At 68.7% G+C, this 25,636-nt stretch carries 19 protein-coding genes and 4 pseudogenes; 7 read left to right on the plus strand and 16 right to left on the minus strand.

What is annotated here, in order from left to right; all coding sequences use genetic code 11:
• Both OJJOAM_RS20530 and OJJOAM_RS20535 read left to right on the plus strand, forming a co-directional pair.
• Nucleotides 1-453, plus strand: a pseudogene (locus tag OJJOAM_RS20530) (ABC transporter substrate-binding protein); the annotation flags it as partial.
• A 79-nt stretch (nucleotides 454-532) separates the two neighbouring features.
• Nucleotides 533-835: a hypothetical protein gene (locus OJJOAM_RS20535; protein WP_422650932.1), complete on the plus strand. Its 303-nt coding sequence runs from the start codon at nucleotides 533-535 to the stop codon at nucleotides 833-835.
• 129 nt (nucleotides 836-964) lie between these two features.
• On the opposite strand, the gene OJJOAM_RS20540 is transcribed toward OJJOAM_RS20535, so the two are convergent.
• A complete protein-coding gene (locus tag OJJOAM_RS20540) occupies nucleotides 965-1,465 on the minus strand; it encodes a DinB family protein (RefSeq protein WP_422650933.1) in 501 nt (166 codons plus the stop codon).
• Between the two features lie 171 nt (nucleotides 1,466-1,636).
• A complete protein-coding gene (locus tag OJJOAM_RS20545; RefSeq protein ID WP_226106145.1) occupies nucleotides 1,637-1,990 on the minus strand; it encodes a thioredoxin family protein in 354 nt (117 codons plus the stop codon).
• 169 nt (nucleotides 1,991-2,159) lie between these two features.
• Here OJJOAM_RS20545 and OJJOAM_RS20550 point away from each other — a divergent pair, with 169 nt between their 5' ends.
• On the plus strand, nucleotides 2,160-3,764 hold the full coding sequence (locus OJJOAM_RS20550; RefSeq protein ID WP_422650934.1) for a methyl-accepting chemotaxis protein: 1,605 nt from the start codon (nucleotides 2,160-2,162) through the stop codon (nucleotides 3,762-3,764).
• 204 nt (nucleotides 3,765-3,968) lie between these two features.
• On the opposite strand, the gene OJJOAM_RS20555 is transcribed toward OJJOAM_RS20550, so the two are convergent.
• The 3 genes from OJJOAM_RS20555 to OJJOAM_RS20565 form a co-directional block, all read right to left on the minus strand.
• Entirely contained in the window at nucleotides 3,969-6,656 is a 2,688-nt protein-coding gene (locus OJJOAM_RS20555; RefSeq protein WP_422650935.1) for a PEP/pyruvate-binding domain-containing protein, read from the minus strand.
• Nucleotides 6,653-7,519 carry a TetR/AcrR family transcriptional regulator gene (locus OJJOAM_RS20560; RefSeq protein ID WP_422650936.1) on the minus strand — a complete coding sequence of 289 codons (867 nt, stop codon included), beginning with the start codon at nucleotides 7,517-7,519 and terminating at the stop codon, nucleotides 6,653-6,655. Before OJJOAM_RS20560 ends, OJJOAM_RS20555 begins: the two co-directional genes overlap by 4 nt.
• 89 nt (nucleotides 7,520-7,608) lie before the next feature.
• Nucleotides 7,609-8,061: a YybH family protein gene (locus OJJOAM_RS20565; RefSeq protein ID WP_422650937.1), complete on the minus strand. Its 453-nt coding sequence runs from the start codon at nucleotides 8,059-8,061 to the stop codon at nucleotides 7,609-7,611.
• A gap of 379 nt (nucleotides 8,062-8,440) precedes the next feature.
• On the opposite strand from OJJOAM_RS20565, the gene OJJOAM_RS20570 reads away from it, so the two are divergent.
• The 4 genes and pseudogenes from OJJOAM_RS20570 to OJJOAM_RS20585 all read left to right on the plus strand — a co-directional run bounded on the left by OJJOAM_RS20570 (nucleotide 8,441) and on the right by OJJOAM_RS20585 (nucleotide 13,429).
• The gene (locus OJJOAM_RS20570) at nucleotides 8,441-9,751 is read left to right on the plus strand and encodes a PQQ-dependent sugar dehydrogenase (RefSeq protein WP_422650938.1); all 1,311 of its coding nucleotides are present in this window, start codon (nucleotides 8,441-8,443) and stop codon (nucleotides 9,749-9,751) included.
• Nucleotides 9,748-11,874 carry a TonB-dependent receptor family protein gene (locus tag OJJOAM_RS20575; protein ID WP_422650939.1) on the plus strand — a complete coding sequence of 709 codons (2,127 nt, stop codon included), beginning with the start codon at nucleotides 9,748-9,750 and terminating at the stop codon, nucleotides 11,872-11,874. The genes OJJOAM_RS20570 and OJJOAM_RS20575 overlap by 4 nt, the downstream gene beginning before the upstream one ends.
• Nucleotides 11,875-12,048: 174 nt before the next feature.
• A pseudogene (locus OJJOAM_RS20580) lies at nucleotides 12,049-13,219 on the plus strand (DUF4382 domain-containing protein).
• 36 nt (nucleotides 13,220-13,255) lie between these two features.
• On the plus strand, nucleotides 13,256-13,429 hold the full coding sequence (locus OJJOAM_RS20585) for a hypothetical protein (protein ID WP_174105085.1): 174 nt from the start codon (nucleotides 13,256-13,258) through the stop codon (nucleotides 13,427-13,429).
• Between the two features lie 106 nt (nucleotides 13,430-13,535).
• Here OJJOAM_RS20585 and fdxA read toward each other — a convergent pair whose 3' ends face one another.
• From fdxA to OJJOAM_RS20640, 11 genes and pseudogenes are all read right to left on the minus strand, one after another.
• Nucleotides 13,536-13,868 (minus strand): ferredoxin FdxA, encoded by a 333-nt coding sequence (gene fdxA, locus OJJOAM_RS20590; protein ID WP_422650997.1) that lies wholly within the window; start codon nucleotides 13,866-13,868, stop codon nucleotides 13,536-13,538.
• A gap of 312 nt (nucleotides 13,869-14,180) precedes the next feature.
• The gene (locus OJJOAM_RS20595; RefSeq protein ID WP_150082486.1) at nucleotides 14,181-15,239 is read right to left on the minus strand and encodes a porin; all 1,059 of its coding nucleotides are present in this window, start codon (nucleotides 15,237-15,239) and stop codon (nucleotides 14,181-14,183) included.
• A gap of 322 nt (nucleotides 15,240-15,561) precedes the next feature.
• Nucleotides 15,562-16,314: a M48 family metallopeptidase gene (locus OJJOAM_RS20600; RefSeq protein ID WP_422650940.1), complete on the minus strand. Its 753-nt coding sequence runs from the start codon at nucleotides 16,312-16,314 to the stop codon at nucleotides 15,562-15,564.
• A 182-nt stretch (nucleotides 16,315-16,496) separates the two neighbouring features.
• Nucleotides 16,497-17,237 carry an enoyl-CoA hydratase gene (locus tag OJJOAM_RS20605; RefSeq protein WP_422650998.1) on the minus strand — a complete coding sequence of 247 codons (741 nt, stop codon included), beginning with the start codon at nucleotides 17,235-17,237 and terminating at the stop codon, nucleotides 16,497-16,499.
• Nucleotides 17,210-17,398 (minus strand): hypothetical protein, encoded by a 189-nt coding sequence (locus OJJOAM_RS20610; RefSeq protein ID WP_422650941.1) that lies wholly within the window; start codon nucleotides 17,396-17,398, stop codon nucleotides 17,210-17,212. The genes OJJOAM_RS20605 and OJJOAM_RS20610 overlap by 28 nt, the downstream gene beginning before the upstream one ends.
• Nucleotides 17,399-17,405: 7 nt before the next feature.
• Nucleotides 17,406-18,342: pseudogene (locus OJJOAM_RS20615) on the minus strand (Bug family tripartite tricarboxylate transporter substrate binding protein).
• Nucleotides 18,343-18,541: 199 nt separating this feature from the next.
• The gene (locus OJJOAM_RS20620) at nucleotides 18,542-19,693 is read right to left on the minus strand and encodes a CaiB/BaiF CoA transferase family protein (RefSeq protein ID WP_422650942.1); all 1,152 of its coding nucleotides are present in this window, start codon (nucleotides 19,691-19,693) and stop codon (nucleotides 18,542-18,544) included.
• 114 nt (nucleotides 19,694-19,807) lie between these two features.
• Nucleotides 19,808-20,741: pseudogene (locus OJJOAM_RS20625) on the minus strand (LysR family transcriptional regulator).
• Between the two features lie 64 nt (nucleotides 20,742-20,805).
• On the minus strand, nucleotides 20,806-22,197 hold the full coding sequence (locus OJJOAM_RS20630) for an erythromycin esterase family protein (protein WP_422650943.1): 1,392 nt from the start codon (nucleotides 22,195-22,197) through the stop codon (nucleotides 20,806-20,808).
• A 105-nt stretch (nucleotides 22,198-22,302) separates the two neighbouring features.
• A complete protein-coding gene (locus OJJOAM_RS20635) occupies nucleotides 22,303-23,001 on the minus strand; it encodes a protein-L-isoaspartate(D-aspartate) O-methyltransferase (protein WP_422650944.1) in 699 nt (232 codons plus the stop codon).
• 211 nt (nucleotides 23,002-23,212) lie between these two features.
• Nucleotides 23,213-25,432 (minus strand): tannase/feruloyl esterase family alpha/beta hydrolase, encoded by a 2,220-nt coding sequence (locus OJJOAM_RS20640; RefSeq protein WP_422650945.1) that lies wholly within the window; start codon nucleotides 25,430-25,432, stop codon nucleotides 23,213-23,215.
• Nucleotides 25,433-25,636 lie beyond the last annotated feature (204 nt).

Raw genomic sequence — 25,636 nt, forward strand, 5'->3', positions numbered from 1 at the left:
ATGGACCTGGTCGCGCTCGATACGCTGGACGCGCTTGGCGTGCCGGTCGCCGGCGTTCCCGCCACGACGCTGCCCCCGCATCTGGCCCGCTATCGCGATGACAGCGTGGTCAAGGTGGGCACGCTGTTCGAACCGAACCAGGCCGTGATCGAGGCGATCGCACCGGGCCTGATCGTCGTCGGCGGGCGGTCGGCAAAGCAGTACGACGCGCTGTCCCGTCTCGCGCCGACGGTGGACCTCAGCGTCGATCGCGCCGACCGCATCGGCGCCATCGCGCGCCATGCCGAGAGCCTGGGCCGCGTGTTCGGCCGGCAGCAGCAGGCGGCGACCGCGGTGCAGGCGCTGCGCGCCGGCGTGGAGACGCTGAAGCATAGGGCGGCCACCGCGGGCACGGCGCTGATGGTGCTGACCGCGGGCGAGAACATCAGCGCGCAAGGGCCGGGCTCGCGCTTCGGTACCGTGCACGATGCGTTCGGCTTCCAGGCCGCGCTGCCGGATTTGAATCCGGAGGGCAGGGGGAACGAAGCTGACGGTGCAGCAGATCCGCGACGCCAATCCCGACTGGCTGTTCGTGATCGACCGCGACGCGGCGGTCGGCAAGCCGCCCTCGGCCGCGCTGGCCTCGCTCGACGGCGGCGCACTGGGGCGCAATGCCGCCGGCAAGCCGGTGCGCGTGGTCAAGCTCGATCCGATCCTGTGGTACCTGATGGATGGCGGCGGGCTGCGCGGCATGCAGCTGACCGTGCGGCAACTGAACGAGGCGATCGACGCCGCAGCGGCGCAAGGCGCCGCTGCGCCGGCGAACGCGGCCAGCGAGCGCCTTTCGCAGCGTTAGGCCAGCGCCAACCCAGCGCTATCCCGCATGAGGCCAGCGTCAGGCCAGCGTCAGGCCAGCGTGAGGTCAGCGTCGGGCCAGCGAGGTCAGCGTCGGGCCAGCGTTATCCGGGCGGGTCCGCCGCGCCGCTCAGGCCAACGGCTCGGCGTGGATCTTCCCCAGCAGCCATTGCATTCCCGCCAGATGCTGCTGGTCGTGGCTGCACAGGTAATGCACGAGGCTGCGGACCGTCAATGATCCGTAGCCCTCGAACTCGGCGGTGCGGGCAAGCTGCCGATCGTCCAGGCCGGCGATCAGCGCGACGGTCTTCTCGCGCGCCGCGCGGAAGTCCGCAAGCACCTGCGCGGCATCGGCCGTGGCATACGCACGCTCGATCGCCAGCGCATCGCCGTCGATCGACGGCAGCAGCGGATGCGTTTCGGCGAGTGCGCGCGCGAAGCGCACGTGATAGCCGTCGATCTCGATATCGCGCACGTGGCACAACTGGCCGATCGCGGTGAACGGCTCGCTCGGCACGCCGTCCCAGCTGGCCGGTGACCAGTTGCGATGCGTGGCCGGAACGGCGGCGTGGAAGGCTTCCAGTTGGCGCGGGAAATCGCGCAGGGCGGCAAGGGTGGCGGCGTCGATCATGTCGTGGGGGCGCTGGTGCGGGGCGTGGTGGAACGCATCGCGCAATGTACCCAGCCACGGGGCGCCCCGGCAATCATCACGCCGCTGTTCTCCCTCGCCGCACCGGAACAGAGAGAGTCAGCCCGGACATACCCGCACAGGCAACACCGACCCCTCAGACCCGCACTACCGCTATGCGGCCGCCGCCTCGTCGCCGGCATTCCGGTCGATCTGCCGCATCGCCTTCTCGATCTCGTCCGCATCGGTCGGCCTGACGAGCCGTGCCACTTCCTTGCCGTCGCGCAGGAACACCAGCGTCGGCCACAGCTTGATGCGGAACGAGCGGCCGAGCGGGCGGCCGCTGCCGTCCTCGACCTTGATGTGCCGTACCTGCTGATGGCGCGAGAAGGCCGAGGCGATCGGCGCCTGCGCCCGCATGCAGTAGCCGCACCAGGGCGCGCCGAATTCCAGCACCGCGGCGCCCGGCAGCGCGTCGATATCCTCGCGTGGCGGTTCGATCGCCATATAGGTTTCGGACATGGCCATTTGTCGTCTCCGTCGTTTGTCCTCGATATCCCTGATCTAGCGAAATTCACGCCAAGCGCGGCTCAAGTGTGCGGCAGGGCTGACGTAAACCCTGAATGAAACCACACTAACATCAGAATTAAGCGTCTAGTGAGTCGCTTTTCTGATGATAGCCGTCCCCTGGCCCATCATGAACATCAGTCAACGTCTGCTTTTCACGCTGTTCTTTTCCCTGCTCGCCTTGCTGGTCGTCGGCCTCGGCGGCATCTGGCAACTGAACCAGGCCGAACAACGCCTCGAGTACTTCAACGAAAATACGCTGACCAGCGTGCGCCGGCTCAATGCGATCAAGGACAGCACCACCGCGATCCGCGTCCAGCTGTATCGCCATGCGCTGGCCGACGACGCCAAGGCCAAGGACGACGCCGAGCAGGAGGTCGCCAACGCGATCAAGCGCTTCGACGACCTGGCCGCCCGGTACGAACGCGAGGACATCTCCAACGATGCCGACCGCAAGCTGCTCGAGGAGGACCGCGCCGCGCTGGCCCGCTATCGCGCGCAGCACGCCGCGTTCTTCGCGCTGTCCCGCAGCAACGACACCGCGGCCCTGCACGCGATGCTGTCGTCGGGCGAACTGCATCTGGCCTCGGCCGCGCTGCGCAAGCAGATCGACGCGCATCTGGACTTCAACAGCAAGATGGGCGACGACTCGGTGATCGAGAACAAGCGCGCCAGCACGATCGCGGTGCGCGTGTTCGGCACCGTCATCGGCGTGACCGTGCTGATCGTGGCCGTGCTGGCGTGGCTGCTGTATCGCCGCATCCGCGACAGCCTGGGCGAGATGCAGGCCAGCATGCAGCATGTCAGCGAAACGCTGGACCTGGCCCATCGCTCGCCGGTGCGCCGTCTCGATGAAGTCGGCCGGACCGCGCAGAGCTTCAATGAACTGCTCGACCGCGTCGCCGCGGCGATGCGCGAGGTGCGGCAATCGAGCGATTCGGTCGGCGTGGCCGCACGCCAGATCGCGGCAGGCAACGCCGACCTGTCGTCGCGCACCGAGCAGCAGGCCGCCTCGCTCGAAGAGACCGCCTCCAGCATGGAAGAGCTGACCACCACGGTTCGCCACAATGCGGACAGCGCGCGCCAGGCCAGCACGCTGGCCGACAACGCCGCCGCGGTCGCGCAGCACGGCCATGTCGCCACCGGCCAGATGGTCGAGACCATGGGCGCGATCAGCACCAACTCGAACCGCATCGCCGAGATCACCGGCATGATCGAGGGCATTGCCTTCCAGACCAACATCCTGGCGCTGAACGCCGCGGTGGAAGCCGCGCGTGCCGGCGAACAGGGCCGCGGCTTCGCGGTGGTGGCCGGCGAGGTGCGCACGCTGGCGCAGCGCTCGTCGAGCGCCGCCAAGGAGATCAAGGAACTGATCGACGCCTCGGTGTCGACGGTGCGCACCGGCTCGGCCCAGGCCGAAAGCGTGGGTGCGACCATGAACGAGATCCAGCAGGCGGTCAAGCAGGTGTCCGACATCATCGGCGAGATCGCGGCGGCCACTGGCGAACAGAGCCGCGGCATCGAGCAGGTCAACCAGGCGGTCGGCCAGATGGACCAGGTCACGCAGCAGAACGCCGCGCTGGTCGAGGAAGCCGCCGCCGCCGCACATTCGCTGGACGAACAGGCAACGCGCCTGCTGGAAACGGTCGCGATGTTCCGCCTCGCGGCGGGCCACGGTGCCGCCGCGCCGTCGAAGGCCCCCGCGGTCGCCCGCGCGCAGCTGGCCGCGGCCTGACGCACCGGCCTGAGCCTGGACGGCTCGGGCTTCGCCAACTCGTGCTCGGACGGCGCTTCGACGGCTCGGGCTTCGACGGCTCGGGCTTCGACGGCTCGGGCTTCGAGGGCTCGGGCTTCGACAACTCGACGTCGACAACTCGGCGTCGACAACTCGGCGTCGACAACTCGGCGTCGACAACTCGGGCTTCGACAGTTCGGGCCGCTAGCGGGCGGCCACCCGTTTTGCGGCCATCCGCTGTACGGTGCCGCGATTGCCGTCCACCGCCAGCGTGTCGCCGTCGGCCAGCTGCGACAGGATGCCGGGCAGATTGACCACCGCCGGAATGCCGAACTCGCGCGCGACGATCGCGCCATGCGACAGGTAGCCGCCGGTCTCCATCACCAGGCCGCCGGCGCGCAGGAACAGCGGCGTCCAGGCGGGATCCGTGCTGGGCGCCACCAGGATGTCGCCATTGGCCATCGCGGTCGCCTGTTGCGGGCTGCGGGCGACGCAGGCCGGCCCTTGCGCCTGCCCGGCGCCCACCGGCGTGCCCGACCAGCGCCCGGCGGCGGCATCGGCCACCGACGCGGCGCTGGGCTCCGCCGACGGGAACACCGCCGGCAACGCGCCCGGCTGTTCGACGATCACCGCCGGCTCGGTGTGCCCGGCCTGACGGGCCAGCGTCTCGGCTCGCCGCGCCGCGCGCCGGGCGGCGTGCTGCAGCGGCATCCGGCCTTCCGCGGCCGCGAGCAATTCGAACGCGGTCAGATGGAACACATCGTCGGCCCGCTTCAAGCCGGCGTCGTTACCGTTCTCCTTGTCGTTCTCGCTCCTGTCCTCGCTCCTGTCCTCGCTGCCGTCCTCGCCAGCGTCCGCGCCCGCACGGGCCAATTGCGCGCCTAACGCCAGCGCGGTGCGCCGCACCGCTTCGAGATACCGCATCAACGCGCTGCGCGCCGCCTCGCGCTGATTGCACTCGCGCGTCGCGACCCGCACCATCCGCCGCAGCAGCGGCAGCATCGCGGGCCGAGCCAACGGCGGTATCGCGGCGCGCAGGCGCTGCCATGCCTGGCGCGCGGCATCGCGCTGGCGCTGCCGCACCGCGTGGGCGTCGCTGCCGATCATGCCGAGCACGGTGTCGAGCAGATAGTCGGGCGCCTCGCGCCAGCGCGGCTGCCGCACATAGCTTTCCGCGGTGGCGCGATGGCCGTAGCGCTCCAGGAACTCGCCAAAGGCGCGGCGGAAGGGACTGTGCGCGGGCAGCCGTTGCTCCCACTGCGCGCCGTTGCGCTGCGGACTGCGCAGCCATGCCAGCGCTTCGGCATCCGCCGCGGCAGTCTCGGCGAGCGCGATCAGCGCATAGCCCTGCTGCGCGGTGACGCTCGGCTCGCCTCCGGCCATCAGCGCCGCGGTCACCGCATAGCCTTCGCCGGGGCAGTACTTCTCGACCAGATCGATCAGCCCGGCGAGCGTGCCGCCGGCCGAGCCCTGCAGGAAGAACAGCGGATCGGCCTGCGCGACCGTGCGGAACTGCTCGCGCAGCAGCCGGGCCAGCGCGCCGCGATCGGTGGGCAGCGCCTGCTGGCGCCACTGGCGCGTCTGCTCGGCGGCGCGCGCCAGCGCCGCTTCGCCCAGGCGCCGTTGCCCCGGTGAGCGCGCCAGATAGCGCAGCATGCGCAGGCCGCGGGCGAGGCGGTCGCGCGCGCTCGGCGGCGGCACAGCGATCTCCGGCTGCGTGCCGCCGAGCAGGCGGTTGACCGCGTCGGGACGCACACCCAGCGCGTCGTAGCACTCCCACTGCATCAGCGACACGTCGAGATACAGGCGGCCGTCGAACAACGCCGCGTGCTCGGTGCCGGGCAGGATCGGATAGCCGGACAGCGAGAAGCCGAGCGTCAGCATCCGGTTGGCCATCGTCCGGCAGCCGTGCCAGTCGAGCGCGGACAGCGGGTCGGGCATGATCTCGCGGGTATTGCCGCGCGACCAGTAGCGCGGCTGCTCGCGCAGCGCCGGATAGGTGTGCCGCGCACGCGCGGTGACGGGCCGCGCCTGCACGATCCAGAACTGCTTGCCGTCCCAGACCCATTCGATGTCATAGCGCGGATTGGCGAAGTCCAGCGCGCTGGCGGCGTCGCGCGACAGTTCGCCAAGCGCGATGGCCTGCGCGTCGGACAGTACCGCGTCGGCGGCCTGCTGCGCGGGCGTGTCGATCACCGTGGTGCCGCCGCCGGACAGTACCTGCGTCATGCGCTGCTTGCCGCCGAGGCGGCGCACGATCACGCGCAGCGCATCGTCGCCATCGGTGCTTTCGCTGCTTTGCAGCCGGTATTCGTCGCCATCGGCCTGCCCGCCGACCAGCGCCTCGCCCAGGCCCCAATGCGCGTGGATCAGCAACTGATCGTCGCGGCCGGACAGCGGGTCGCAGGTGAAGGCGATACCGGCCGCCACCGCCGGCAGCAGCGGCATCACGACCACCGCCATCGCCGGTTGGTGTCCTTGCTGGTCGAGACCCAGGCGTTGCCGATAGGCGACCGCCGCCGGCTCCCATACCGAATCCCATGCCGCCTGCACCGCCTCGGCCACGGCATCCACCCCGGGCACGTTCAGCCGCGACAGGTGGATGCCGGCGAACGAGGCCTGCGCCGAATCCTCCTGCGGGGCCGACGAGCGGACCGCGAGCGGCGTCGCTTCCCAATCCCGCACCGCCAGTTCGCGCGCGAGCGCGTCGCGCAGAGCCTGGGGCACCGGATCGCCGGCGCGCCGGCCGCGGCTCGCGTCGGCATGGATCACGAAGCCGTCGGGCACCGGCACGCCGAGCTGCGCCATCAGCGCCAGCTGCCAGCCCTTGCCGCCGGCGGCGGCCGGCCCTTGCACCGCGGCGGCCGGCCAGTCGAGCAGCAGGGCGCTCATGGTGCGCGCTCCGGCTCGGCCGCGCGTGCCGCGCCGTGGAAGAACAGGTCGACGATGGCCGCGAACTCGGCGCGCAGGTCGCCGGCGGGCGCCGCGAGCCAGCGCATCAGCGCGCCCAGATACAGATGATGGAACAGCGAGGCGAGCTGCCCCGACGGCAGGTCGCGCCGTAGCTCGCCGCTCTGCTGGGCCGCCGCCATCAGCGCATCGAAGGCGAGGTCCATGCCGCTGCGTGTCGGGGCCGCTTCGCCGATGTCGTTTGCACCCGCGTTGGCACTCGCCCTGGCCCCCACGTTGGCGTTCGCGCTGGCATCCGCGCTGGACTCCGCACTGGCATCCGACGTGGTGCCCGAGCTGGGGTCCGACCTGGCGCGGGACTTGGCGTCGGAGTTCGTGCCGGAGTTCGTGCCGGCGCCCTGCCCGAAGCGGCTCGGCCCCAGGTCGAGAAACCGGAAGCGCAGATAGTGGGGCAGGTAGCCGCGGCGCGCCTCGCACCAGTCGGCCGAGGCCGACAGCAGATAGCACAGCCGCGCCTGGAAGCTGCCGAGGCCATCGAGCGCCCCTCGCAACTGCTGCAGTCCCGCGGCCAGCTCGCCGTGGAACTGGTGGGCCAGCAGCGCCTCCTTGACCGGAAAGTGGTTGTACAGCGTGCCCTTGGCCACGTCGGCCTGCGCGGCGATCTGCTCCATCGTCACCGCGTCGTAGCCATGCGCCTCGAACAGATCGAAGGCGGTGGCCGCCAGATGATCGAGCGTCTGGTTGCGCTTGCGCTGACGCCGCCCCGTGGGAGGCAGGGCGGCGGCGGGTGGGTCGAACGGGGTCTGGGCGGTTCGCTGGGCGGTTCGCTGAGGCTTGGCTTCCATTTGCACGACGATTAATTTTGAACGTCGTGCAATTTTATGCTTCGTACTCCCCTTGTCAAGCCGTTCGGTGAAAACGCCCGGATGGGTGTTCAGGCCGTCTCCGCCTCCCTATCGCCGATATAGACGACCTTCTCGGTCATCGGATCGAACGGCAGCGAGCCATGCTCGTGCACCACCAGCCAGCGCCCATCGCGTTTCTGGAAGCAGACCGTGATGCGGATCCAGGTGCCGCCGGCCGGATGATCTGGCTCGTCCACCGGCGCGATGCGGCTCAGGCAATGGCAGAACGCCAGATCGGCGCCGACGGTCAGCGCGATGTCCTTGCGTTCGGAGCGGAAGCGCCGGGGCAGGTACGGAAAGCACGCTTCCCAGGTGGCGCGATATGCGTCGACGCCTCGCAGCGCATAGGGCGGCTTGACGTCGAACAGCGCCACGTCGGGCGCGTAGTTCGCCGTCATGGCGGCGGCGTCGCGCCGTTCCAGCGCGCGGGCCCAGTCTTCCATCATCTGCGCGATGGTCTGCTCGTCCTTGCTGATGCTCATGATGTGCTCCTTGTCGGTTCGGTTTCGAACCCGCCGCATGGGGTGGACCGGCGTGGCCGGTGTGGTCGGTGTGCCTGGGCGGCGGCTCCTGTCCTGTTGTCGAACGGCTTCGAGTCAAATCGACATCCGACGCTGCATCGGTCGCGCCCCCGAAGGCGCGGCCGACGGCCTCTGGGCGGCGGCAGGGCGCCGGGTCCGCGCGTTGCGGGGGTCCGCGCGTTCACGGGGACGACGGACAGCTGTGCCTTAGAATGCACAGAACCGGGTTTGCCACCGCTGGCAGCGGCGGCATTCGCGCCGATACTTGTCGGAAGACCTGTCAGGTCGCAAACCATCGAGGAGTGCGTCATGAGGAAGGTTCGCCTTGTCATCGTGATGGGTGCCGTCATGCTGCTGGTCGGCGGCTGCTTCCTGCTGGGCATGGGGGGACCGCGCCACGCTGACGGTGGCGCAGGGTACCGGTCCGTCGCCGACCCTGCCGCCGCCGAACAAGACCCTGCTGCCGACCGTGGACATCGCGCCGGCGATCGGCTGGCCGGCAGGCGCGCGGCCGACGCCCGCGCCCGGGCTCGCGGTGACCGCGTTTGCCGACGGGCTCGATCATCCGCGCTGGCTCTATGTGCTGCCCAACGGCGACGTGCTGGTGGCCGAGTCCAATGCGCCGCCGAAGCCGGAGTCGGGCAAGGGCATCCGCGACTGGGTCATGAAGATGGTGATGAAGCGCGCCGGCGCCGGCACGCCCAGCGCCAACCGCATCACGCTGCTGCGCGACACCGACCGGGACGGCGTCGCCGACAAGCGCTCGGTCTTCCTGCAGGGCCTGAACTCGCCGTTCGGCATGGTGCTGGTCGGCAACGACTTCTATGTCGCCAATGCCGACGCGCTGGTCCGCTTCCGCTATCGTCCCGGCGCCGACCGCATCGAGGAGCCCGGCGTCAAGGTGGTGGACCTGCCCGCCGGCATCAACCATCACTGGACCAAGAACGTGATCGCGAGCCACGACGGCCGCAAGCTGTACATCACGGTCGGCTCCAACAGCAACGTCGCCGAGAAGGGCATGGAAATCGAGCAGGGCCGGGCCGCGATCTGGGAGCTCGATCGCGCCAGCGGCAAGATGCGGCTGTATGCAACGGGCCTGCGCAATCCGAATGGCCTGGCGTGGGAACCGGTCACCGGCAAGCTGTGGACCGCGGTCAACGAGCGCGACGAGATCGGCAGCGACCTGGTGCCGGACTACATCACGTCGGTGCGGGATGGCGGCTTCTACGGCTGGCCCTATAGCTACTGGGGCCAGCACGTCGATACGCGGGTCAAGCCGCAGCGACCCGAGCTGGTGGCCACCGCGCTGGTGCCCGACTATGCGCTGGGTCCGCATACCGCCTCGCTCGGCATCACGTTCGCGGATGGACTGCACTGGCCCGCGCCGTTCCGCGAGGGACTGTTCGTCGGCCAGCATGGCTCATGGAACCGCAAGCCCAAGAGCGGCTACAAGGTGATCTTCGTGCCGTTCCGCGGCGGCATGCCGAACGGCGAGCCGATCGATGTGCTGACCGGCTTCCTCGACGGCGAGGAGCGCGCCCATGGCCGCCCGGTCGACGTCAAGGACGATCGCCGCGGCGGCCTGCTGGTGACCGACGATGTCGGCAACGTGGTCTGGCGCGTGACGGCAATGACGGCGAAGCGCCGATGAGGGGCGGTGGAGCGGGGTGGGCGGCGGCCATGCTGCTGCCGCTGTCGGGATGGGCGGGCGCACAGCAAGCGCCCGCCGCGCCGGAGCCGGACGCGCAGCCGGCGCTGGCGCCGGTGGTGGTGACGGCCACGCGCATCGACGCCTCGGTGTTCGATACGCCCGCATCGGCCGATGTGGTGTCCGGCAGCGCGCTGCGCGAGGGCCGGCCGCAGATCAATCTGAGCGAGGGGCTCGGCGGCGTGCCGGGCTTGCTGGTCAAGGACCGGCACAACTACGCGCAGGACTTGCAGTTGTCGATCCGCGGCTTCGGCGCGCGCTCGAGCTTCGGCGTGCGCGGCCTGCGCCTGTACGTCGACGGCATTCCCGCCACGATGCCGGATGGACAGGGGCAGACCTCGAATATCGATATCGCGTCGATCGATCGCGTCGAGGTATTGCGCGGCCCCGCATCGGCGCTGTACGGCAACGCATCGGGCGGCGTGGTCCAGGTCTGGACCGAACCGGGCGCGCGTCCGCCGCTGCTCGAAGGCAGCGTCGGCGCCGGCAGCTACGGCACCTGGCGCTACGGCCTGAAGGCCAGCGGCGCGCCGGCCGAAGGCGAGCCCGGACTGGACTATCTGGTCAGCGCATCGCGCTTCACCACCGACGGATATCGCGATCATAGCGCCGCGCGCAAGAACCTCGGCAATGCCAGGCTGACGTGGCGTCCCGATGCGGACAGCAGCTGGACGCTGGTCGCCAATGCGGTCGACCTGAGCGCGCAGGACCCGCTCGGGCTGACGCGCGCGCAGTTCGAGAGCGCGCCGCGCTCGGCACCGCTGGCCGAACAGTTCCATACGCGCAAGACGGTGCAGCAGACGCAGGGCGGCCTGCGCCATGAGCGTCGCATCGACGCCGACAACACGCTGATGGCGATGGTCTACTACGGCCGGCGCGAGACGCGCCAGTTCCTGTCGATTCCACCGGCGGCGCAGCGCAGCCCGCTGTCGGCCGGCGGTGTCATCGATCTGGCGCGCGACTACGGCGGCGCGGACCTGCGCTGGACGCGCCATGCTCGAATCGGCCACATGCCGCTGACGCTGATTGCAGGGCTCGCCTACGACACGATGGAGGAAGCGCGCCGGGGCTACGAGAACTTCATCGGCGGCCCCGAGCAGCCCGTGCTCGGCGAACAGGGCCGGCTGCGGCGCGACGAACGCAATACGGTGTGGAACTTCGACCAGTATCTGCAGGCGTCGCTGGGCCTCACGCCGCGCTGGACCGTCGAAGCGGGCCTGCGCCACAGCACCGTGCGCTTCTCGTCGAGCGATCGCTATATCGTCGGCGCCAATGGCGACGACAGCGGCTCGGTGCGCTACGACAAATGGCTGCCGGTGGGCGCGCTGCGCTATCGCGTCGGCGACTCGCTGAATCTGTATGCCACCGCAGGACGCGGCTTCGAGACGCCGACGCTGAACGAGATCTCGTATCGGCCCGATGGCCCGGCGGGCCTCAATTTCGCGTTGCGCCCGGCCACCAGCACGTCGGTGGAAGTGGGCGCCAAGCAGAAGTTCGGCGGCGGCCTGCTGACGGCGGCGCTGTTCCAGACCCGCACCGACCAGGAGATCGTCACCGCGACCAGCAGCGGCGGACGGGCCAGCTATCGCAATGCCGGCCGCACGCTGCGCCAGGGCGTGGAACTGGGCTGGAGCGGCGTGCTGCACCGGCACTGGCAGGCGCAGCTGGCGTACAGCTTTCTGGATGCGACGTTTCGCGACACGGTGCCGCCCGGCATCGTCGCCGGCAAGCGCCTGCCCGGCACCGCGCGCCACGCGTTTTATGGCTCGCTGGGCTGGGCGCCGCCGCGCGGCTGGCGCGCCGGCATCGACCTGCGCTATCTGAGCGCCGTGCCGGTCGACGACCGCAACAGCGACCGCGCGCCGGGTTATTTCGTGACGGGCATCCACGCCGGCTACGCGATGCCCATCGGCCGCTGGACGCTGAATGCGTTTGCGCGCATCGACAATCTGTTCGACCGCCGCTATGCGGGCTCGGTGATCGTCAACGATGGCAATGGGCGATATTTCGAGCCGGCGGCGGGGCGCAATGCCTTTGCGGGGATATCGATGTCGTATGCGTTCTGAGCGCCAGGCTCGGCGTCCATTTGCGGTAATTGCTTCGTTAATTCCATGCCGCGAAGACAGCCATGGAGTTCGCAAAAAGCGCGCCGTGTTTCAGCTCTTACAATATGTCACGCCTTTCCGGATCGATCGGAAATTATGCTCAAGATTCCCAATAAGGAAGTCAAGGAGAGGGAAATGAGAACCAATTTCAAATACCGGGGGCTGGCGTTCGGCGTGGCCGCGTCTGCCGCAATCCTGGCCGCCTGCGGCGGCGGCGGCGATGACGACGGCGGTGGCAAGGGTACGCTGAGCGTATCGATGACCGACGCACCCGCCTGCGGCTTCGATCATGTCTTCGTCACCGTCGACAAGATCCGCGTCCATACCAGCGCCAACGCCGAGGACGGCACCGGCGGCTGGGCCGAGATCGATGTCAATCCTTCCCGCCGCATCGATCTGCTGTCGCTGCAGAACGGCACGCTGACCAAGCTGGGGCAGACCGTGCTGCCGGCCGGCCAATACCAGCAGATCCGCCTGGTGCTCGATCGCAATACCGGCAACTCGCTCGCCAACTCCGTGGTGCCGACGGGCGGCGCCGAACAGCCGCTCGATACGCCGAGCGCGACGCAGAGCGGGTACAAGATCATCCGTCCGTTTTACCGTGCAGCCCGACACGCTGGTCGACCTGGTGCTCGACTTCGATGCGTGCCGCTCGATCGTGCAGCGCGGCAACGGCTCCTATGCGCTCAAGCCCGTGGTGACCGCGGTGCCGCTGGTGGTCAGCGGTGCGATCCAGGGCTATGTCTCGCCCGCGCAGGCCGGCGCGACCGTCTATGCGCAGCAGAATGGCGTGACCATCAAGGGTACGCTGGCGGACAGCAATGGCGCCTTCACGCTGTCGCCGCTGCTGCGCAGCAGCGACGCGGGCAATTACAGCGTGGTGGTGGTGCAGAACGATCGCGCGACCGGCGTGATCCAGAACGTGCCGGTCACCGCGCAGACCACCACCACGGTCTCGACCTCGGCGGCGCCGATCACGCTGCCGGCCTCGCCGATGCGCCGGATCACCGGCTCGGTGCTGCCCGCATCCGCACAGGCCTTCGTGCAGGCGAAGCAGGCCGTGGCCGGCTCGCCGATCGAAGTGGCCGTCGCCAACGCGAACTTCGATACCGGCGCCTATCAGCTGAACGTGCCGGCCGCCGCGCCGCTGGTGGGAACGTATCAGCCGACGCTGCCGATCGCGCTCGCCGCCGACCCGGCCGCGGCAGGCAAGTACACTGTCACGGCGACATCGATCACTGGCGCCACGCAGAGCACCGACCGCGACGTGTCGGCGGCCGATGCGACGGCGAACTTCCAGTTCTGATGCACTGAGCCCCCAACGAAAAACCAGGAAAACGCAATGAAGGCAATGAAAGGAATTTGCGCGCTGCTGATCGGCGCCGGCACGCTGCTCGGCGGCTGCGCCGTCTATACCCCGCACGGTGCGGTGGTGACGCCGGGCGCGGTCGTGGTGGACCCGGGCCCCGGCCCGTACCACTGCCCGCCGGGACAGGCGAAGAAGGGCCGCTGCTGATCGCGCGACCCGGTTGACGGCGGCCGGTTCGCGATCCGCCAACCGCCACGGTGAAGATGGGCCTGCGGGCCCATCTTTTTTTGCCGTTACGGTCGAGGGCGATGCGTCAATCGCGAATCAGCTTGTCGAGCTTGCCCTGGACCCTTGCCCAGGCCTCATGCTCGGGCAACGGCCCCTTGGCCTGCAACAGCGGTTTCCATTCCGGCTTGCGCGCCAATTCGGCATTGATCGCAACGAAATGCCGCTGGTCGTCGGGAAGATTCTCTTCGGAATAAATGGCACCGACCGGGCATTCGGGCACGCACATCGAGCAATCGATGCATTCGTCGGGATCGATCACGAGGAAATTCGGCCCTTCGTGGAAACACGACATCGGGCAGACCTCGACGCAATCGGTATAGCGGCACTGGATGCAGGCATCCGTTACGACAAACGTCATGGGGCAATGCGCGGGGACACGGAACAACGAAAGCCCCGATGCTAGCGCGCGATCGGGTCGCCGTGCCGGCGCCGGTTTGTGCGACACCATCAAAAATCTTCAAGCCATGCCGCGGTACGGCATTCGATGGGGCCAAGGAGGGCGCCAATGAGGGCCGCCAATGAGGGGCGAAATAAAAAAGGGGCCGGTAATCCTACCGGCCCAACGTCCTTGCGCCCATGAAGAAGACAAGGTCGATATGATCGTTCGCGCGGCGGCGCGTGAGTGGCTGGCGCCGCCGCATGCCCGCGCGGCGGGCGTTCGGAGCTTCGCTTAGAAGCGGTGACGCATGCCGATGGTCACGCCGGTCTGGTTCTCGCCGGCCTGGGCGGTACCCGCGCCGTTCAGGCCCAGGTCCGAACCATCCTTGTTGCGCACGTAGCCAACGTTCATATAGACGTCGGTGCGCTTGGACAGCGAGTAGTCGGCGGACAGCACGAACATCCACGGATCGGCACCGGTGTTCTTGGTGTCTTCGTAGTAAGCCGCGCCGGTCAGGCTGAAGGCCGGGGTGAACTTGTAGCGAGCGCCGGCCCAGTACAGGTTGCTGCGGACGCTGGTGGCGGTGGCGCTGCCCACGCCCTCGTCGCGCATCCAGCGATAGCCGGCGAACACCTTGGCGGCGCCGAACTCGTAGGCGGTACCGACCGCCAGGCGCTTGGCCGCGCGGTCCTGCAGCGCGACGGTGGCGCCCTGGTACTGGTCATAGGCCGTGCCGACCGAGAAGCCGCCCGCCGCGTACGACAGGCCACCGCCGAACTGGCGCGCCACCTTGGTTTCGCCCGGGACTTCGCCGTTGTTGTCGCGGCCGAAGCTGTAGAAGCCGGTCGCGGTCAGGCCGCCGAACTTGCCGGTGTACTTGATGTTGTTGTCGGCGCGGCCGTTGAAGGCCGAGTCGACGCTGTTCAGCGAGTAGCGCGGACCGACGCCCATCGGGTCGAAGGCGCCGAACAGGTCGTACAGCGCGTTCTGCTGGCGACCCAGCGAGATGGTGCCGAAGTTGCCTTGCAGGCCGACGTAGGCGGCGCGGCCGAACAGGCGGCCACCCTGGGCCGAACGGCCGGTGTCGATGTCGAAGCCGCTTTCCAGCACGAACAGGCCCTTCAGGCCGCCGCCCAGGTCCTCGGTGCCGCGCAGGCCCCAGCGCGAGCCGGACAGATTGCCCGAGTTCATGCGCACGGCGGTGTCGCCGCCGCCGTCGCTCGGGGCGTTGCTGATGACTTCGATGCCGGCATCGACGATGCCGTACAGCGTGACGTTGGTTTGGGCGAACGCTGCGCCGGAGGCGGCGGTGGCAGCGGTCGCGGCCAGCGCGAGGAGGGCTTTCTTCACGGTGTGTTCTCTTTTTGACTGGTGATGGAAGACAGAGTCTGTCGCCGGCAGCGTGGCGCGGGTTCGACCCGTGAACCCCTGCCGGCGCAAACGGGGGGCGATCATCGCTTGCTTTTATGACATCTATAAGTAAGGTGAAAATCACGTTGCAAAAAGCCGCAGCGAAAGCCCCTACGCCGTGAAAACCCGTACGCCATAAAAGCCTTTATTACCGGCCGGCGCGTGTCCGTGAAGACATGGAATCGCGCAGATATGACAAGGGCGAAGCGCCAAAGCGCTTCGCCCCAACGGCCCTTCAGGTCAAATGACGACCCGCGGCGCCTCAGCTGCCCTTGGCCAGACGGCTCTGCATGCGTTTGGCGCGATCGGCCGAACCCGGGTGCGAATCGAACATGCCGGACTTGCCGCCATCGAGCTTGGCGAGCTTCTCGAAGGCCGTCACCAGCCCCTGGCGGTTGGCCTTGTTCTTCGTCAGCAGATCGAACGAGTAATCGTCGGCGGCCGTTTCCTGCGCCTGCGAGAACTGCGCGTTGATCAGCTTCTCGGACAGGTCGCCCAGCTGCGACTGCGACAGCGCGGCCACGGTGCCGTTGGCGCTGGCGGCGAGCGCGCCGCGCGCGGCGACGGCGGTATAGGCCACCTGCATCTGGCTCTTGCTGTGGCCCAGCGCCACGTGGCCGATCTCATGGCCCAGCACGCCGCGCACCTCGTCGTTGTTCATCATGTCCATCAGGCCGCTGTAGACGCGCACGCAGCCGTTGGCCATCGCCCGGGCGTTGACGTCCTTGGTCAGGTAGACCTTGGCCTGGACCGGCACGCCGCTGTCCTTCAGGCCGGCCATGATCGCGGTCAGGCGCTTGGTGTACGGGCTGTTGGCCGGCGCGATCTTGTTTTCCTTGTCCGATTCGGCGCAGGCCTGTTCCGACAGCGTCTTGACGTCCGCGTCCGACAGCGTGGCCGCCTTGAACAGCGAGCCACCGGCATCGACGAGGCCATTGACGTTGCTGCCGGCGCAGCCGGCGATCAGCGCCGCGGCGCAGGTGGAAAGCAGAGTGAGAGAGAGAACCTTGGTCATCAGTGGAATTGCCCCTGGATTTTTATTGATTCGTTTCAAGCATGCCCGACGAATAAAAGGCGCCGCATTGTACGATTTTTTGGAATCCCGGATTGCAAACAACGGTAATAAAAAAACGCCGGACCGGCCGGCGTTTCAAGGCAATTCGAGGTAATTCGAGGCAATTCGAGCCGATGGCCGTATCAGGATCGCTTGCGATTGACGAATTCCGCCATATAGCGCTGCGGCTCGCCGGTATCGAAAGCGCTGCCGAATTCGGCCACGCTGTTGGCGATCGCCGTATCGACCGGTTGCTCTTCCCATTCGCGCAGCAGCCGCTTCTGCTGGCGCACCACCGTCGGGCCTAAGCCGGCCAGCAGTTGCGCGACCCGCTCGACTTCGGCGTCGAGCTCGGCCAGCGGCACCACGCGATGGACCAGGCCCCACGACAGCGCCTGCGCGGCGTCGCACAGCTCGCCGGTCAGCAGCATCCATGCCGTGCGGGCATTGCCGATCAGGCGCGGCATCAGCGCGGCGTGGATCACCGACGGAATGCCGACCTTGACCTCGGGCATGCCGAGGTTGGCGTTGTCGGCGGCGATCCGCAGATCGCACGCCAGCGCCAGCTCCAGTCCGCCGCCCAGGCACCAGCCCGGCATGCGCGCGATCACCGGCACCGGGCAGTGGCGCACGGCGTCGCACAGTTCGCGCAGGCCGCCGATGAAGCGCTCGGCGGAGTCCCGCGTCAGCGCGACCATCTCCTTGATGTCCGCGCCGCCGATGAAGCCCTTGTCGCCGGTGCCGCGCAGGATCAGCACGCGCACCCGCGGATCGGCGGCGAGCCTGCGTACCGCGTCGGTCAGCGCGGCGATCACCGGCGTGCCGAGGATATTGAGCGAACCGGCGTCGCTGATCGTCAGGGCGGCAATGCCGCGCTCGTCGATGGCGACGGCGGCGTGGCGGCCCGGATGGGCGTTCGTATCGCCGGGGGATTGGCCGGCGTATTGGTGGGCCCATCGGTCGGCGTATTCGTCGGCGTATTGGTCGGCGTATTGGTCGGCGTATAGGCGGGCGTAGTCGTCGGCGGATTGGCGGGAGCGCTCATGAAGTCCTCACTGCAGTTTGGCGAACTGGATCTTGTCGACGACGCGCTTCCAGTGCTGGTTTTGATTGCGGATCAGGTCGGCGAAGGCCTTGCGCGAGGTCCACGCCGGAATCGCGCCCTGCTTCTCGATGGCGGCAATGACCTCGGGATCGGCCAGCGCCTGGCGCACCGCATCGTTGAGCTTGTCGAGGATCGGGTCGGGCGTGCCGGCCGGCGCGCCGAGGCCGAACCACGACGGATTGTTCATCGCGGGCAGCCCGGCCTCCGCGTAGGTCGGCACATCGGGCAGCAGTTTCAGCCGCTGCCTGGCGGCCACCGCCAGGGGCTTCAGGCGCTTCCCTTGGATCAGGCCGGACGACGACGGGATATTGTCGAACACCACCTGGATCTGCCCGGCCACCGCGTCGTTCAGCGCCGGTCCCAGGCCCTTGTAGCGAACATGCAGCATGCGCGTGCCGGTCTCGCTCATGAACAGCTCGCCGTTCATATGGCTCAGGCCCCCCATTGCCGGAGGAGCCGAACGAGTACTTGCCGGGGTTGGCCTTCAGCAGCTTGACGAACGAGGCCACGTCGGTGGCCGGGAACGACGGATTGACCACCAGCACGTTGGGCACGTCGGCCAGGTTGCTGATCGGCGCGAAGTCCTTGACCGGGTCGTACGGCGTCTTCACATAGACGTTGGGATTGACGGCGTGCGAGCTCTCGACCTCCATCACCAGCGTGTAGCCGTCGGCCGGCTGCTTGGCCGCATAGGCGCTGCCGACCGCGCCGCCGGCGCCCGGACGATTTTCGACCACCACCGGCTGCGCCAGGATGGTGCCCATTTTGGTGCCGACGATGCGGGCCAGGATGTCGGTGGTGCCGCCGGCCGCGTAGGGGACGATCAGCTTGATCGGCTTGCTCGGATAGCTGTCGGCATGCGCGGGGTTTGCGATGGTCGCGATGGCGGCCGTGGCGGCGGTGGCGGCCACCGCGGCGATCAGCTGGGGGGGATTTGCGCACGGTGGCGCGATGCGGATGTTTCAAGGTTGTCTCCTCGTGGGTCTTCGTGATTCGCGGGTGTTCGTGGTGTTCGTGGTGTTCGCGGGGTTCGTAGGCGTTTGGGCGTTCGTGGCCGGTCCTGGGCGTTCGTATGGCAAAGCGTCAGGCGCCGTGCTCGCCCAGCAGCGGCGGCGGAGCGAGCGCGGCGGCGGGCGAGTCGGGCAGCATCGGATTGCGCACCATCGGAATGCGGCCGAGCGTAGGATGCTCGGCGTGTTGCAGCAGGCCGCGATGCCGGACCTGCGGATGGGCGAACACCTCCTCGATCGAGTGGATCGGCCCCCATGGCACGCCGGCCGCGTCGAAGGCATCAGTCCACTGCCGGCGGGAGCGCGTGGCGAATATCTGCGCCAGCTGCGCCCGCAATGCCGGCAGATTGGCGATGCGCGCGCTGTTGGTGCGATAGCGCGCATCGGTCGGCAGGTCGGGCAGCCCGGCCACTTCGCAGGAGCGCGCGAACTGCGCGTCGTTGCCGATCGCCAGGATCAGATGGCCGTCGGCGCAGCGGAACACCTCGTAGGGCGCGCAGTTCGGGTGCGCATTGCCGCTGCGCGGCGGATTGCGCCCGGAGAACAGATAGTTGGCGCCCTGGTTGGCGTTGAGCGCGACCGCGACATCGAGCAGCGCGATGTCCAGATGCTGTCCCACGCCGCTGGCCTGGCGCTGGAACAGCGCGGCCAGCACCGCCGAGGTCGCATACATGCCGGTGCTCAGGTCGACGACCGCGACGCCAGTGCGCAGCGGTCCCTCACCCGGCTCGCCATCGGGCTGGCCGGTATAGCTCATCAGCCCGCCCATGCCCTGGAACACGTAGTCGTAGCCGGGCTTGTCGGCCATCGGGCCGCTCTGGCCGAAGCCGGTGATCGACAGGTAGACCAGCCGCGGATTGCGCGCCCGCAGGCTCGGATAGTCAAGCCCGTAGCGCCGCAGCGTGCCGGCCTTGAAGTTCTCGACCAGCACGTCGGCCTCGTCGGCCAGCGCCAGGATGGCGGCCTTGCCCTCGGCGGTGGTGAAGTCGATCGCCAGCGAGCGCTTGCCGCGATTGCAGCAGGCGAAGTACGCGGACATCCGCTCGCCGCCGTCGGCCGATTGCAGGTAGGGCGGGCCCCAGCCGCGCGTATCGTCGCCGCGCTCCGGATGCTCGATCTTGGTGACCTCGGCACCGAGGTCGGCCAGATTCTGGGTACACCAGGGCCCGGCAAGGATTCGGGACAGGTCCAGCACCTTGATGCCGGACAGGGCCTTGTGCAGCATGGGATCTCCGCGTCGATTCGATCGCGGAGCAGTATATTTTTGCGCCTCCCGGCCAACCAGTCGAATGTCTTCAAGCCACCGTTCGCGGCAATTCAACGGTACGGCCGTGCCCCGTCATGGCAGCGCGTCGCGCGTCGCGGCCACATGCGGATCGCCCAGCAGGAACTCGGCAAAGGCCTCGGCGAAGGCGGGCAGCTTGCCCGCCGCCGGCAGCACCAGATTCAGCTGGCGGCGCGCCCACTCCTCGGCGAGACGTACCCCGGCCACGCGGCCGTCGCGCAGCGAGGCCGCGGCGAGCGCTGCGCGGCACCAGCGCCAGCCCCACGCCCGCTTCGACCAGCGCCAGCACCGCGTCGAAGGTCGGCGCATGCAGGCGGACATTGGGCGTTCGTCCCAACCGGTGCGCGGTATCGCGCAGGAACACCACATTGCTGGTATCGCGGCCGGGGCAGACGAAGTCGTGCTCCAGCGCCGCGCCGAAGCGCACGCCGCCGGGTTGCGCCTGCGCCTCGCGCGTCAGCGGATGGTCGGCCGGCACGGCCAGGATCAGCTCGTCGACCGCGTACGGCAGCCAGCGCACGCCCTGTGTTTCGACCTCGCCGGCCAGCACGCCCACGTCGGCCTCGCCCGCGGCGATGGCGGCCGCGATCTCGCGGCTGGCCCGTTCCTCCAGGTCGATATTGACCTCGGGATGGGCATTCAGGAAGCGGCTGACGCTCGGCAGAATGAAGCCGTTCAGCGAACTGCTGTTGGCGATCAGCCGGATATTGCCCTTCAACCCCGCGGAAAACCGACCCAGCTCGCCGTGCATCCGCTCGAGGCCGCGCAGCAGTTCGCGCACGTGGCCGAGCAGCGCGGTGCCTGCCGCGGTCAACTCCATGCCGCGCGCGGCGCGCACGAACAACGGCGTGCCCAGCGCCAGCTCGAGGTTCTTGAGCCGATAGCTGGCCGCCGATGCGGTGATATGGATGGCGGCAGCGCCGCCGGACAGGCTTTGCGATTCGGCGATGGCCTGGAACAGCCGTAGGTCCGTCAATTCGTAGCGCACCGGGGTCTCTCTGGCGGGTCGATCGGGCGGGCCATGCCGTCCATTGCGTGGCCCGTGCCGCATTCTAAGCCGCGCCCCGCGCCGGACGCCGGTGGAGCCACGTCGTGGCTACAGGCCGAACGGATACGTCTCCGGCATGCCGGTGCGCGCCACGGTGGGGGAGCGCCTTCACGGCGTCGGTGCGGTCGAACCATGCCAGCGCATCGAACTGCTGCGGCAGGCACGCGAACGCATAGTGGCTGGCGAACTCGGTATCGTGCCGGTAGACCACGCCGATGAAGCGTTCCTGCCGCGGCACCGTCAGCAGCGCGCGGGCCTGCTCGTGGACGCCTTCGCGCAGGTCGATGAAGCAGCGGTCGATGCCGGTGCGCTGGAACAGCGCCTCGTAGCTGTCGGCGCGCGCGGGCACGACGTCCATCACCTGCATCGGCCCGTCCCAGTCGGACGCCGCCGCCACGGTGCCGCGCGACGTCGAAAAGCCGATCAGCGCCGCCTCCCTGCCGAAGCGCGCGCGGCACAGCCTTCCGATATTGGTCTCGCCATGGTCGCGTCCCATCGCGGTCGCGTCGGCATCGCCGATATGCGAGTTGTGCGCCCACACCACCGCCTTGGCGCCCGGCGCATAGGTGTCGAGCAGCCGCGCCAGCGTGTCGAACATATGGGTATCGCGCAGGTTCCAGCTTTCGGGCCCGCCGTAGTACATCAGCCGGTAATACTGCTCGGCCGAGGCCACCAGATGCGCGTTCTGCGCGGCGTCAAAGAAGGGCTCGCGCCCGCGCATCGCGTAGTCGAGCTGCCGCTCGAGCAGCGCCTGCAACTGCGCGATGACTTCGTCCTCGCAATCGCGCGCCCGGCCGCTCAGCACCGCGCGGCCGTAGCGCGACGGGTCCTCGCGCCACGGCAACAGGCAGCCGTAGCGTTCACGCGCCTCGCGCGCGCCGTCGGGATCGATGCGGTTCAGATAGCCCAGCACGGTCGAGATCGAGCTGCCCAGGCTGTAGATGTCGAGGCCGAAGAAGCCCGCGCGCTGGTCCGGCGCGCGTTCGGCGTTGTAGCCGTGCATCCATTCGACCAGCGCCTCCACCGACGTATTGCGCCACATCCAGGTCGGAAAGCGCCGGAACGGCGGTTCCTGATGCTCGGCCGCGGGCAGTTGGCGGACGTAGCGGTCGATCGCGGCAGCGTCCGGCCAGTCGGCCTCGACCGCCACGATGCGAAAGCCGTGCCGCTCGATCAGCCGTCGCGTGAAGGCCGCGCGCGCATCGTAGAACTGCGCGGTGCCGTGCGTCGATTCGCCGAGCAATACCACGCGGCAGTCGGCAAACCGGTCCACCGCCGCGGCAAACGCAGGATCGTCGATGGCCGGCAGCCGCTCGGCCGCCTCGGCGATCCGTTCGACGATATCGGTGTCGGCGAGCACCTGGCCGGTCACGGGATCGTGCAGTGCGCTGATCATGTCGGTCCTCCGGGAGTTCGTCGATGGGTCGATGGTCCCCGGTCGACGGTCGTACATCGATGCGATGCGGGGTTCTCGAGTCGATGATTCTGGAGTCGATGGTCCTCAATCGCCGGCATTCTCGTTGCCCGCTTCCTCCGCCGTGCGCGCGACCAGCGGCACGAAGGCCACGCCGGCGAGATCCTCGCGCTCCAGCGTGCCGTCCGCACGCTTGCCGATGCGCAGCAGCCGCTGCGCGTGGCCGGGATGGCCGTGCGGCATCACCAGCGTGCCGCCCGGTGCAAGCTGCGCCAGCCAGGCGGCGGGGATATCCGGGCTGGCCGCGGCGGAAACGATGGCGTCGTACGGCGCGCCCGCTTCCCAGCCGGCGGTGCCGTCGGCGAGGTGGACCTCGACGTTATCGAAGCCGAGCGCGCGCAGCACGTCGCTGGCGCGCTCGGCCAGCCGCCGCCAGCGCTCCAGCGTGACGACGCGGGCCGCGATGCGCGCCATCACCGCGGCCGCATAGCCGGAGCCGGTGCCGATCTCCAGCACGCGCGAGGCGGGATGCAGCCGCGCGGCCTCGACCATGCGCGCGACGATATAGGGCTGCGAGATAGTCTGGCCCGACCCGATCGACAGCGGCGCGTCGTCGTAGGCCGATTGCCGCAGCGCGTCGGGCACGAAGCGCTCGCGCGGCACCTCGCGCATGGCCGCCAGTACCGCCGGATCGCGGATGCCGCGCGCGGCGATCTGCAGCTCGACCATGCGCTGGCGGTAGCGTTCGGGCTGCTGTTCGGGGCCGTTGGAGAGGGGAGGATGCATGGCGGGATCGAGGCGCGGCGCGTGGGGGCGCATGTCGGATTCGTGTTTCGCGTGTCACGCATCGACCGTGCCACCGATGGGCGGCGGCGACTGCCGCATGGTTTCGATCACGTCGCTTCGCCAGCCTTCGTGGGGCTGGAAGATCGTGCACGGGCCCGCGTACAAGCCGTGTAAATGCTCCATGCGCATGCGCGCCGCCGCCGGCACGACGCTACCGGGGCGCCGCTGGCAACGTTCTTGCGTACCGCTCGACTTCTTTTCCACCGCCGTCCGGCGACTTCCAAGGAGCATGACGATGAAGAGCAAAGCACCACGCGCGAATCCGATGACCGGTGTCACGGATGTGACCGATGTGACCGATGTGACCATCGGGCAGTTGGCCGGGGAGCGGCCGATTCCCGCGGTCACCGAAGTGCCCGACGCTTCCACCATGCTGGCGCGCGACTGCCTGAAGCTGGCCGCACTGGGCTGGAGCTTCTATGGGGCGCTGATGGAGGAGGCGGGTTTCCAGTGGACGTCGTGGATCTGGAAGTGGGACCCCGACGAACGCCTCGCGCAGCAGATCGCCGGCCCGGCACCGGCGCTGTCGATGGCAAGCAAATACGGGCAGACCGCCTGGGAGATCGGCGCCGACATGCAGGGGCGCTGGCTCGATGCGTGGATGCGGTTTTTCACCTGGAATCCCGCGGCGGCGTTGGGCGGGATGACGGGCGGGGCGCAGGCGAGCACCACGGTGCATTAGCCGCGGCTGTGCGCACGTCGGCGGTGTGACCGTGTAGCGCTGGCGTTGGTGGAGGGCTCCCCTCTCCCGCCCGGCGGGGAGGGAAGCGAGTCGTCCCGGGCGCTGGCGTTGCCCGAGGTTTACGGCGCGGTGCAGGTGTAGTTCGACGCCTGCGCCGCGGCCGCCGGGTCGTTCGCCGGTCCCGTATAACGCGGATATTGCGGATAGCGGCACAGCGGACGCGAGAACGCGGTGGCGCCGTTGGTCTCCTTGGTGGCCGTCAGCGTGCCCGGTGCAGTGCCCTTGGTCACCCACGTATCGAGCGCCGTCAGCAGGTCGGTCTGGTCGGCGCCCGGTCCGCCGGCGCAATGATTGACGCCCGGCGCGAGGTAGTAGCGCACGAACTCGTCGGCCGATGCCTGTCCACCGACCGCACCGACCATCCCCCTCGTAATAGGCGTTGGTGGCCTTGAAGCTCAGGGCCGAGTCGTTGGTGCCGTGCCAGAGGATCAGCTTGGCGTCGCTGTTCTTCAATGGCCGCAGGTCGATGTTGGTCGCGTCGTTGAGATTCGACAGGTTGGCCAGCGCGGCGACATTGCTGTCCCAGGTATAGGTCAGCGAGTTCTGCGAACGGTCGCGTGCCAGATAGTTCTTCACCGTCGTGTCCTGGAACAGGAACTGCAGCGCCATGTTGACGTTGCCGTTGCCCGTCAGCCAGACGCCCCACGCGCCCGGATCGTCCTCGTTGCCGCTCAGCGCCCAGCCCGCATTGGAATAGGCGCCGTTGGCCCACACCGCCGGCGTGGTCCAGGACTGCACCACCGCCAGCTGCGCGTCGGACAGGCACGCGTCGCCGGCATCCGTGCCGCCGGAACAACGAAGCACCGCCGGATCGAAGCGGCACGCCTGCGGATTCGATACCACGCCGTCGGTGATGCCATCCTGCGCGTCGCAGGCATCGCGCACGGCCTTCGCCAGCAGATTGGTCTTTGCGCTGTTGAACATGCCGCCCGGCGCGGCCAGCGCCTTGGCATTGCGGTTGAATGCCCCCATGAAGCCGACCCAGTTGTAGGCCGGCGCGCGGGCGATGATGCCGTCGAACAGGTCCGGATTGCGCTGCGCCGCCATCAGCGCCTCGCGGCCGCCATTGGAGCAGCCCTCGAAGTAGGACCGTTCCGGCGCCTTGCCGTAGGCGGTCCGAAGCATCTCGCGCGCGGACGACATCACCGTCGGCACCGACTGATGGCCGAAGAGCGCGGCGGCGTGCGGATCGTCGAGGGCGAAGTCCGCGGACAGTACATTGCCGGAATGGCCCGAGTCGCTGTTGACGGTGGCGTAGCCCTGTTTCAGCGCGGTGAGGTTGGTGGGCACGTCGATGCCCGGGATCGATCCGTTGTATCCGCCGCCGCCGCCGTAATACAGCTTGCCGTTCCACCGATCGGGAAGCCGCAGCTCCAGCTTCAGTTGCGGCGCGATGGTGGCGTTGACCCGGCAGAAGAGCGGTTGCGGGCCGCTCGCGGCGACGGTCGCGGCCGCCGTGACGGTGGCGCCGGCGACGGTCTTGCCGGCCAGCTCCGCGCACGCCTGCGCGGCGTTGGCCGATGGCCGGGGTTTGTGATCGTCGTCGCTGCCTCCGCACGCGGCCAGCACGGCCACGGTCACGGCAGTCAGGGCGATACGATGCCAATGGAAAGCCAAAGTCGGTGCCATGTCGTCTCCTTCGATGTCGTGGAGTCCGGCCAGGACGGGCGCGACCTGCCCCTCGACACCGGTCTGGCGCAAACTCGAGCGGCTGCTGCGGTTGCTGCGGTTGCTGCTGCTTGGGGGCGGTCCGAAGAAAAGCATAGACGCCGGGGACGATGCAGATTGTCCCCGCGAGGACAATCCCGGCGTCATGGCATCGGGACTTGCCCT

The sequence above is a fragment of the Cupriavidus sp. H18C1 genome (genome assembly GCF_049311595.1).
In the GTDB taxonomy this organism is placed as follows: Bacteria; Pseudomonadota; Gammaproteobacteria; order Burkholderiales; family Burkholderiaceae; genus Cupriavidus; species Cupriavidus cauae.

What these genes read in the sequence shown, in the direction of transcription:
- OJJOAM_RS20550 (WP_422650934.1), top strand. Translation starts at nt 2,160, where the DNA reads ATGAACATCAGTCAACGTCTGCTTTTCACGCTGTTCTTTTCCCTGCTC.
- OJJOAM_RS20630 (WP_422650943.1), bottom strand. Translation starts at nt 22,197, where the DNA reads ATGATCAGCGCACTGCACGATCCCGTGACCGGCCAGGTGCTCGCCGAC.
- OJJOAM_RS20565 (WP_422650937.1), bottom strand. Translation starts at nt 8,061, where the DNA reads ATGAGCATCAGCAAGGACGAGCAGACCATCGCGCAGATGATGGAAGAC.
- OJJOAM_RS20585 (WP_174105085.1), top strand. Translation starts at nt 13,256, where the DNA reads ATGAAGGCAATGAAAGGAATTTGCGCGCTGCTGATCGGCGCCGGCACG.
- OJJOAM_RS20640 (WP_422650945.1), bottom strand. Translation starts at nt 25,432, where the DNA reads ATGGCACCGACTTTGGCTTTCCATTGGCATCGTATCGCCCTGACTGCC.
- OJJOAM_RS20600 (WP_422650940.1), bottom strand. Translation starts at nt 16,314, where the DNA reads ATGACCAAGGTTCTCTCTCTCACTCTGCTTTCCACCTGCGCCGCGGCG.
- OJJOAM_RS20610 (WP_422650941.1), bottom strand. Translation starts at nt 17,398, where the DNA reads ATGAGCGCTCCCGCCAATCCGCCGACGACTACGCCCGCCTATACGCCG.
- OJJOAM_RS20575 (WP_422650939.1), top strand. Translation starts at nt 9,748, where the DNA reads ATGAGGGGCGGTGGAGCGGGGTGGGCGGCGGCCATGCTGCTGCCGCTG.
- OJJOAM_RS20560 (WP_422650936.1), bottom strand. Translation starts at nt 7,519, where the DNA reads ATGGAAGCCAAGCCTCAGCGAACCGCCCAGCGAACCGCCCAGACCCCG.
- OJJOAM_RS20540 (WP_422650933.1), bottom strand. Translation starts at nt 1,465, where the DNA reads ATGATCGACGCCGCCACCCTTGCCGCCCTGCGCGATTTCCCGCGCCAA.
- OJJOAM_RS20555 (WP_422650935.1), bottom strand. Translation starts at nt 6,656, where the DNA reads ATGAGCGCCCTGCTGCTCGACTGGCCGGCCGCCGCGGTGCAAGGGCCG.
- fdxA (WP_422650997.1), bottom strand. Translation starts at nt 13,868, where the DNA reads ATGACGTTTGTCGTAACGGATGCCTGCATCCAGTGCCGCTATACCGAT.
- OJJOAM_RS20635 (WP_422650944.1), bottom strand. Translation starts at nt 23,001, where the DNA reads ATGCATCCTCCCCTCTCCAACGGCCCCGAACAGCAGCCCGAACGCTAC.
- OJJOAM_RS20620 (WP_422650942.1), bottom strand. Translation starts at nt 19,693, where the DNA reads ATGCTGCACAAGGCCCTGTCCGGCATCAAGGTGCTGGACCTGTCCCGA.
- OJJOAM_RS20545 (WP_226106145.1), bottom strand. Translation starts at nt 1,990, where the DNA reads ATGGCCATGTCCGAAACCTATATGGCGATCGAACCGCCACGCGAGGAT.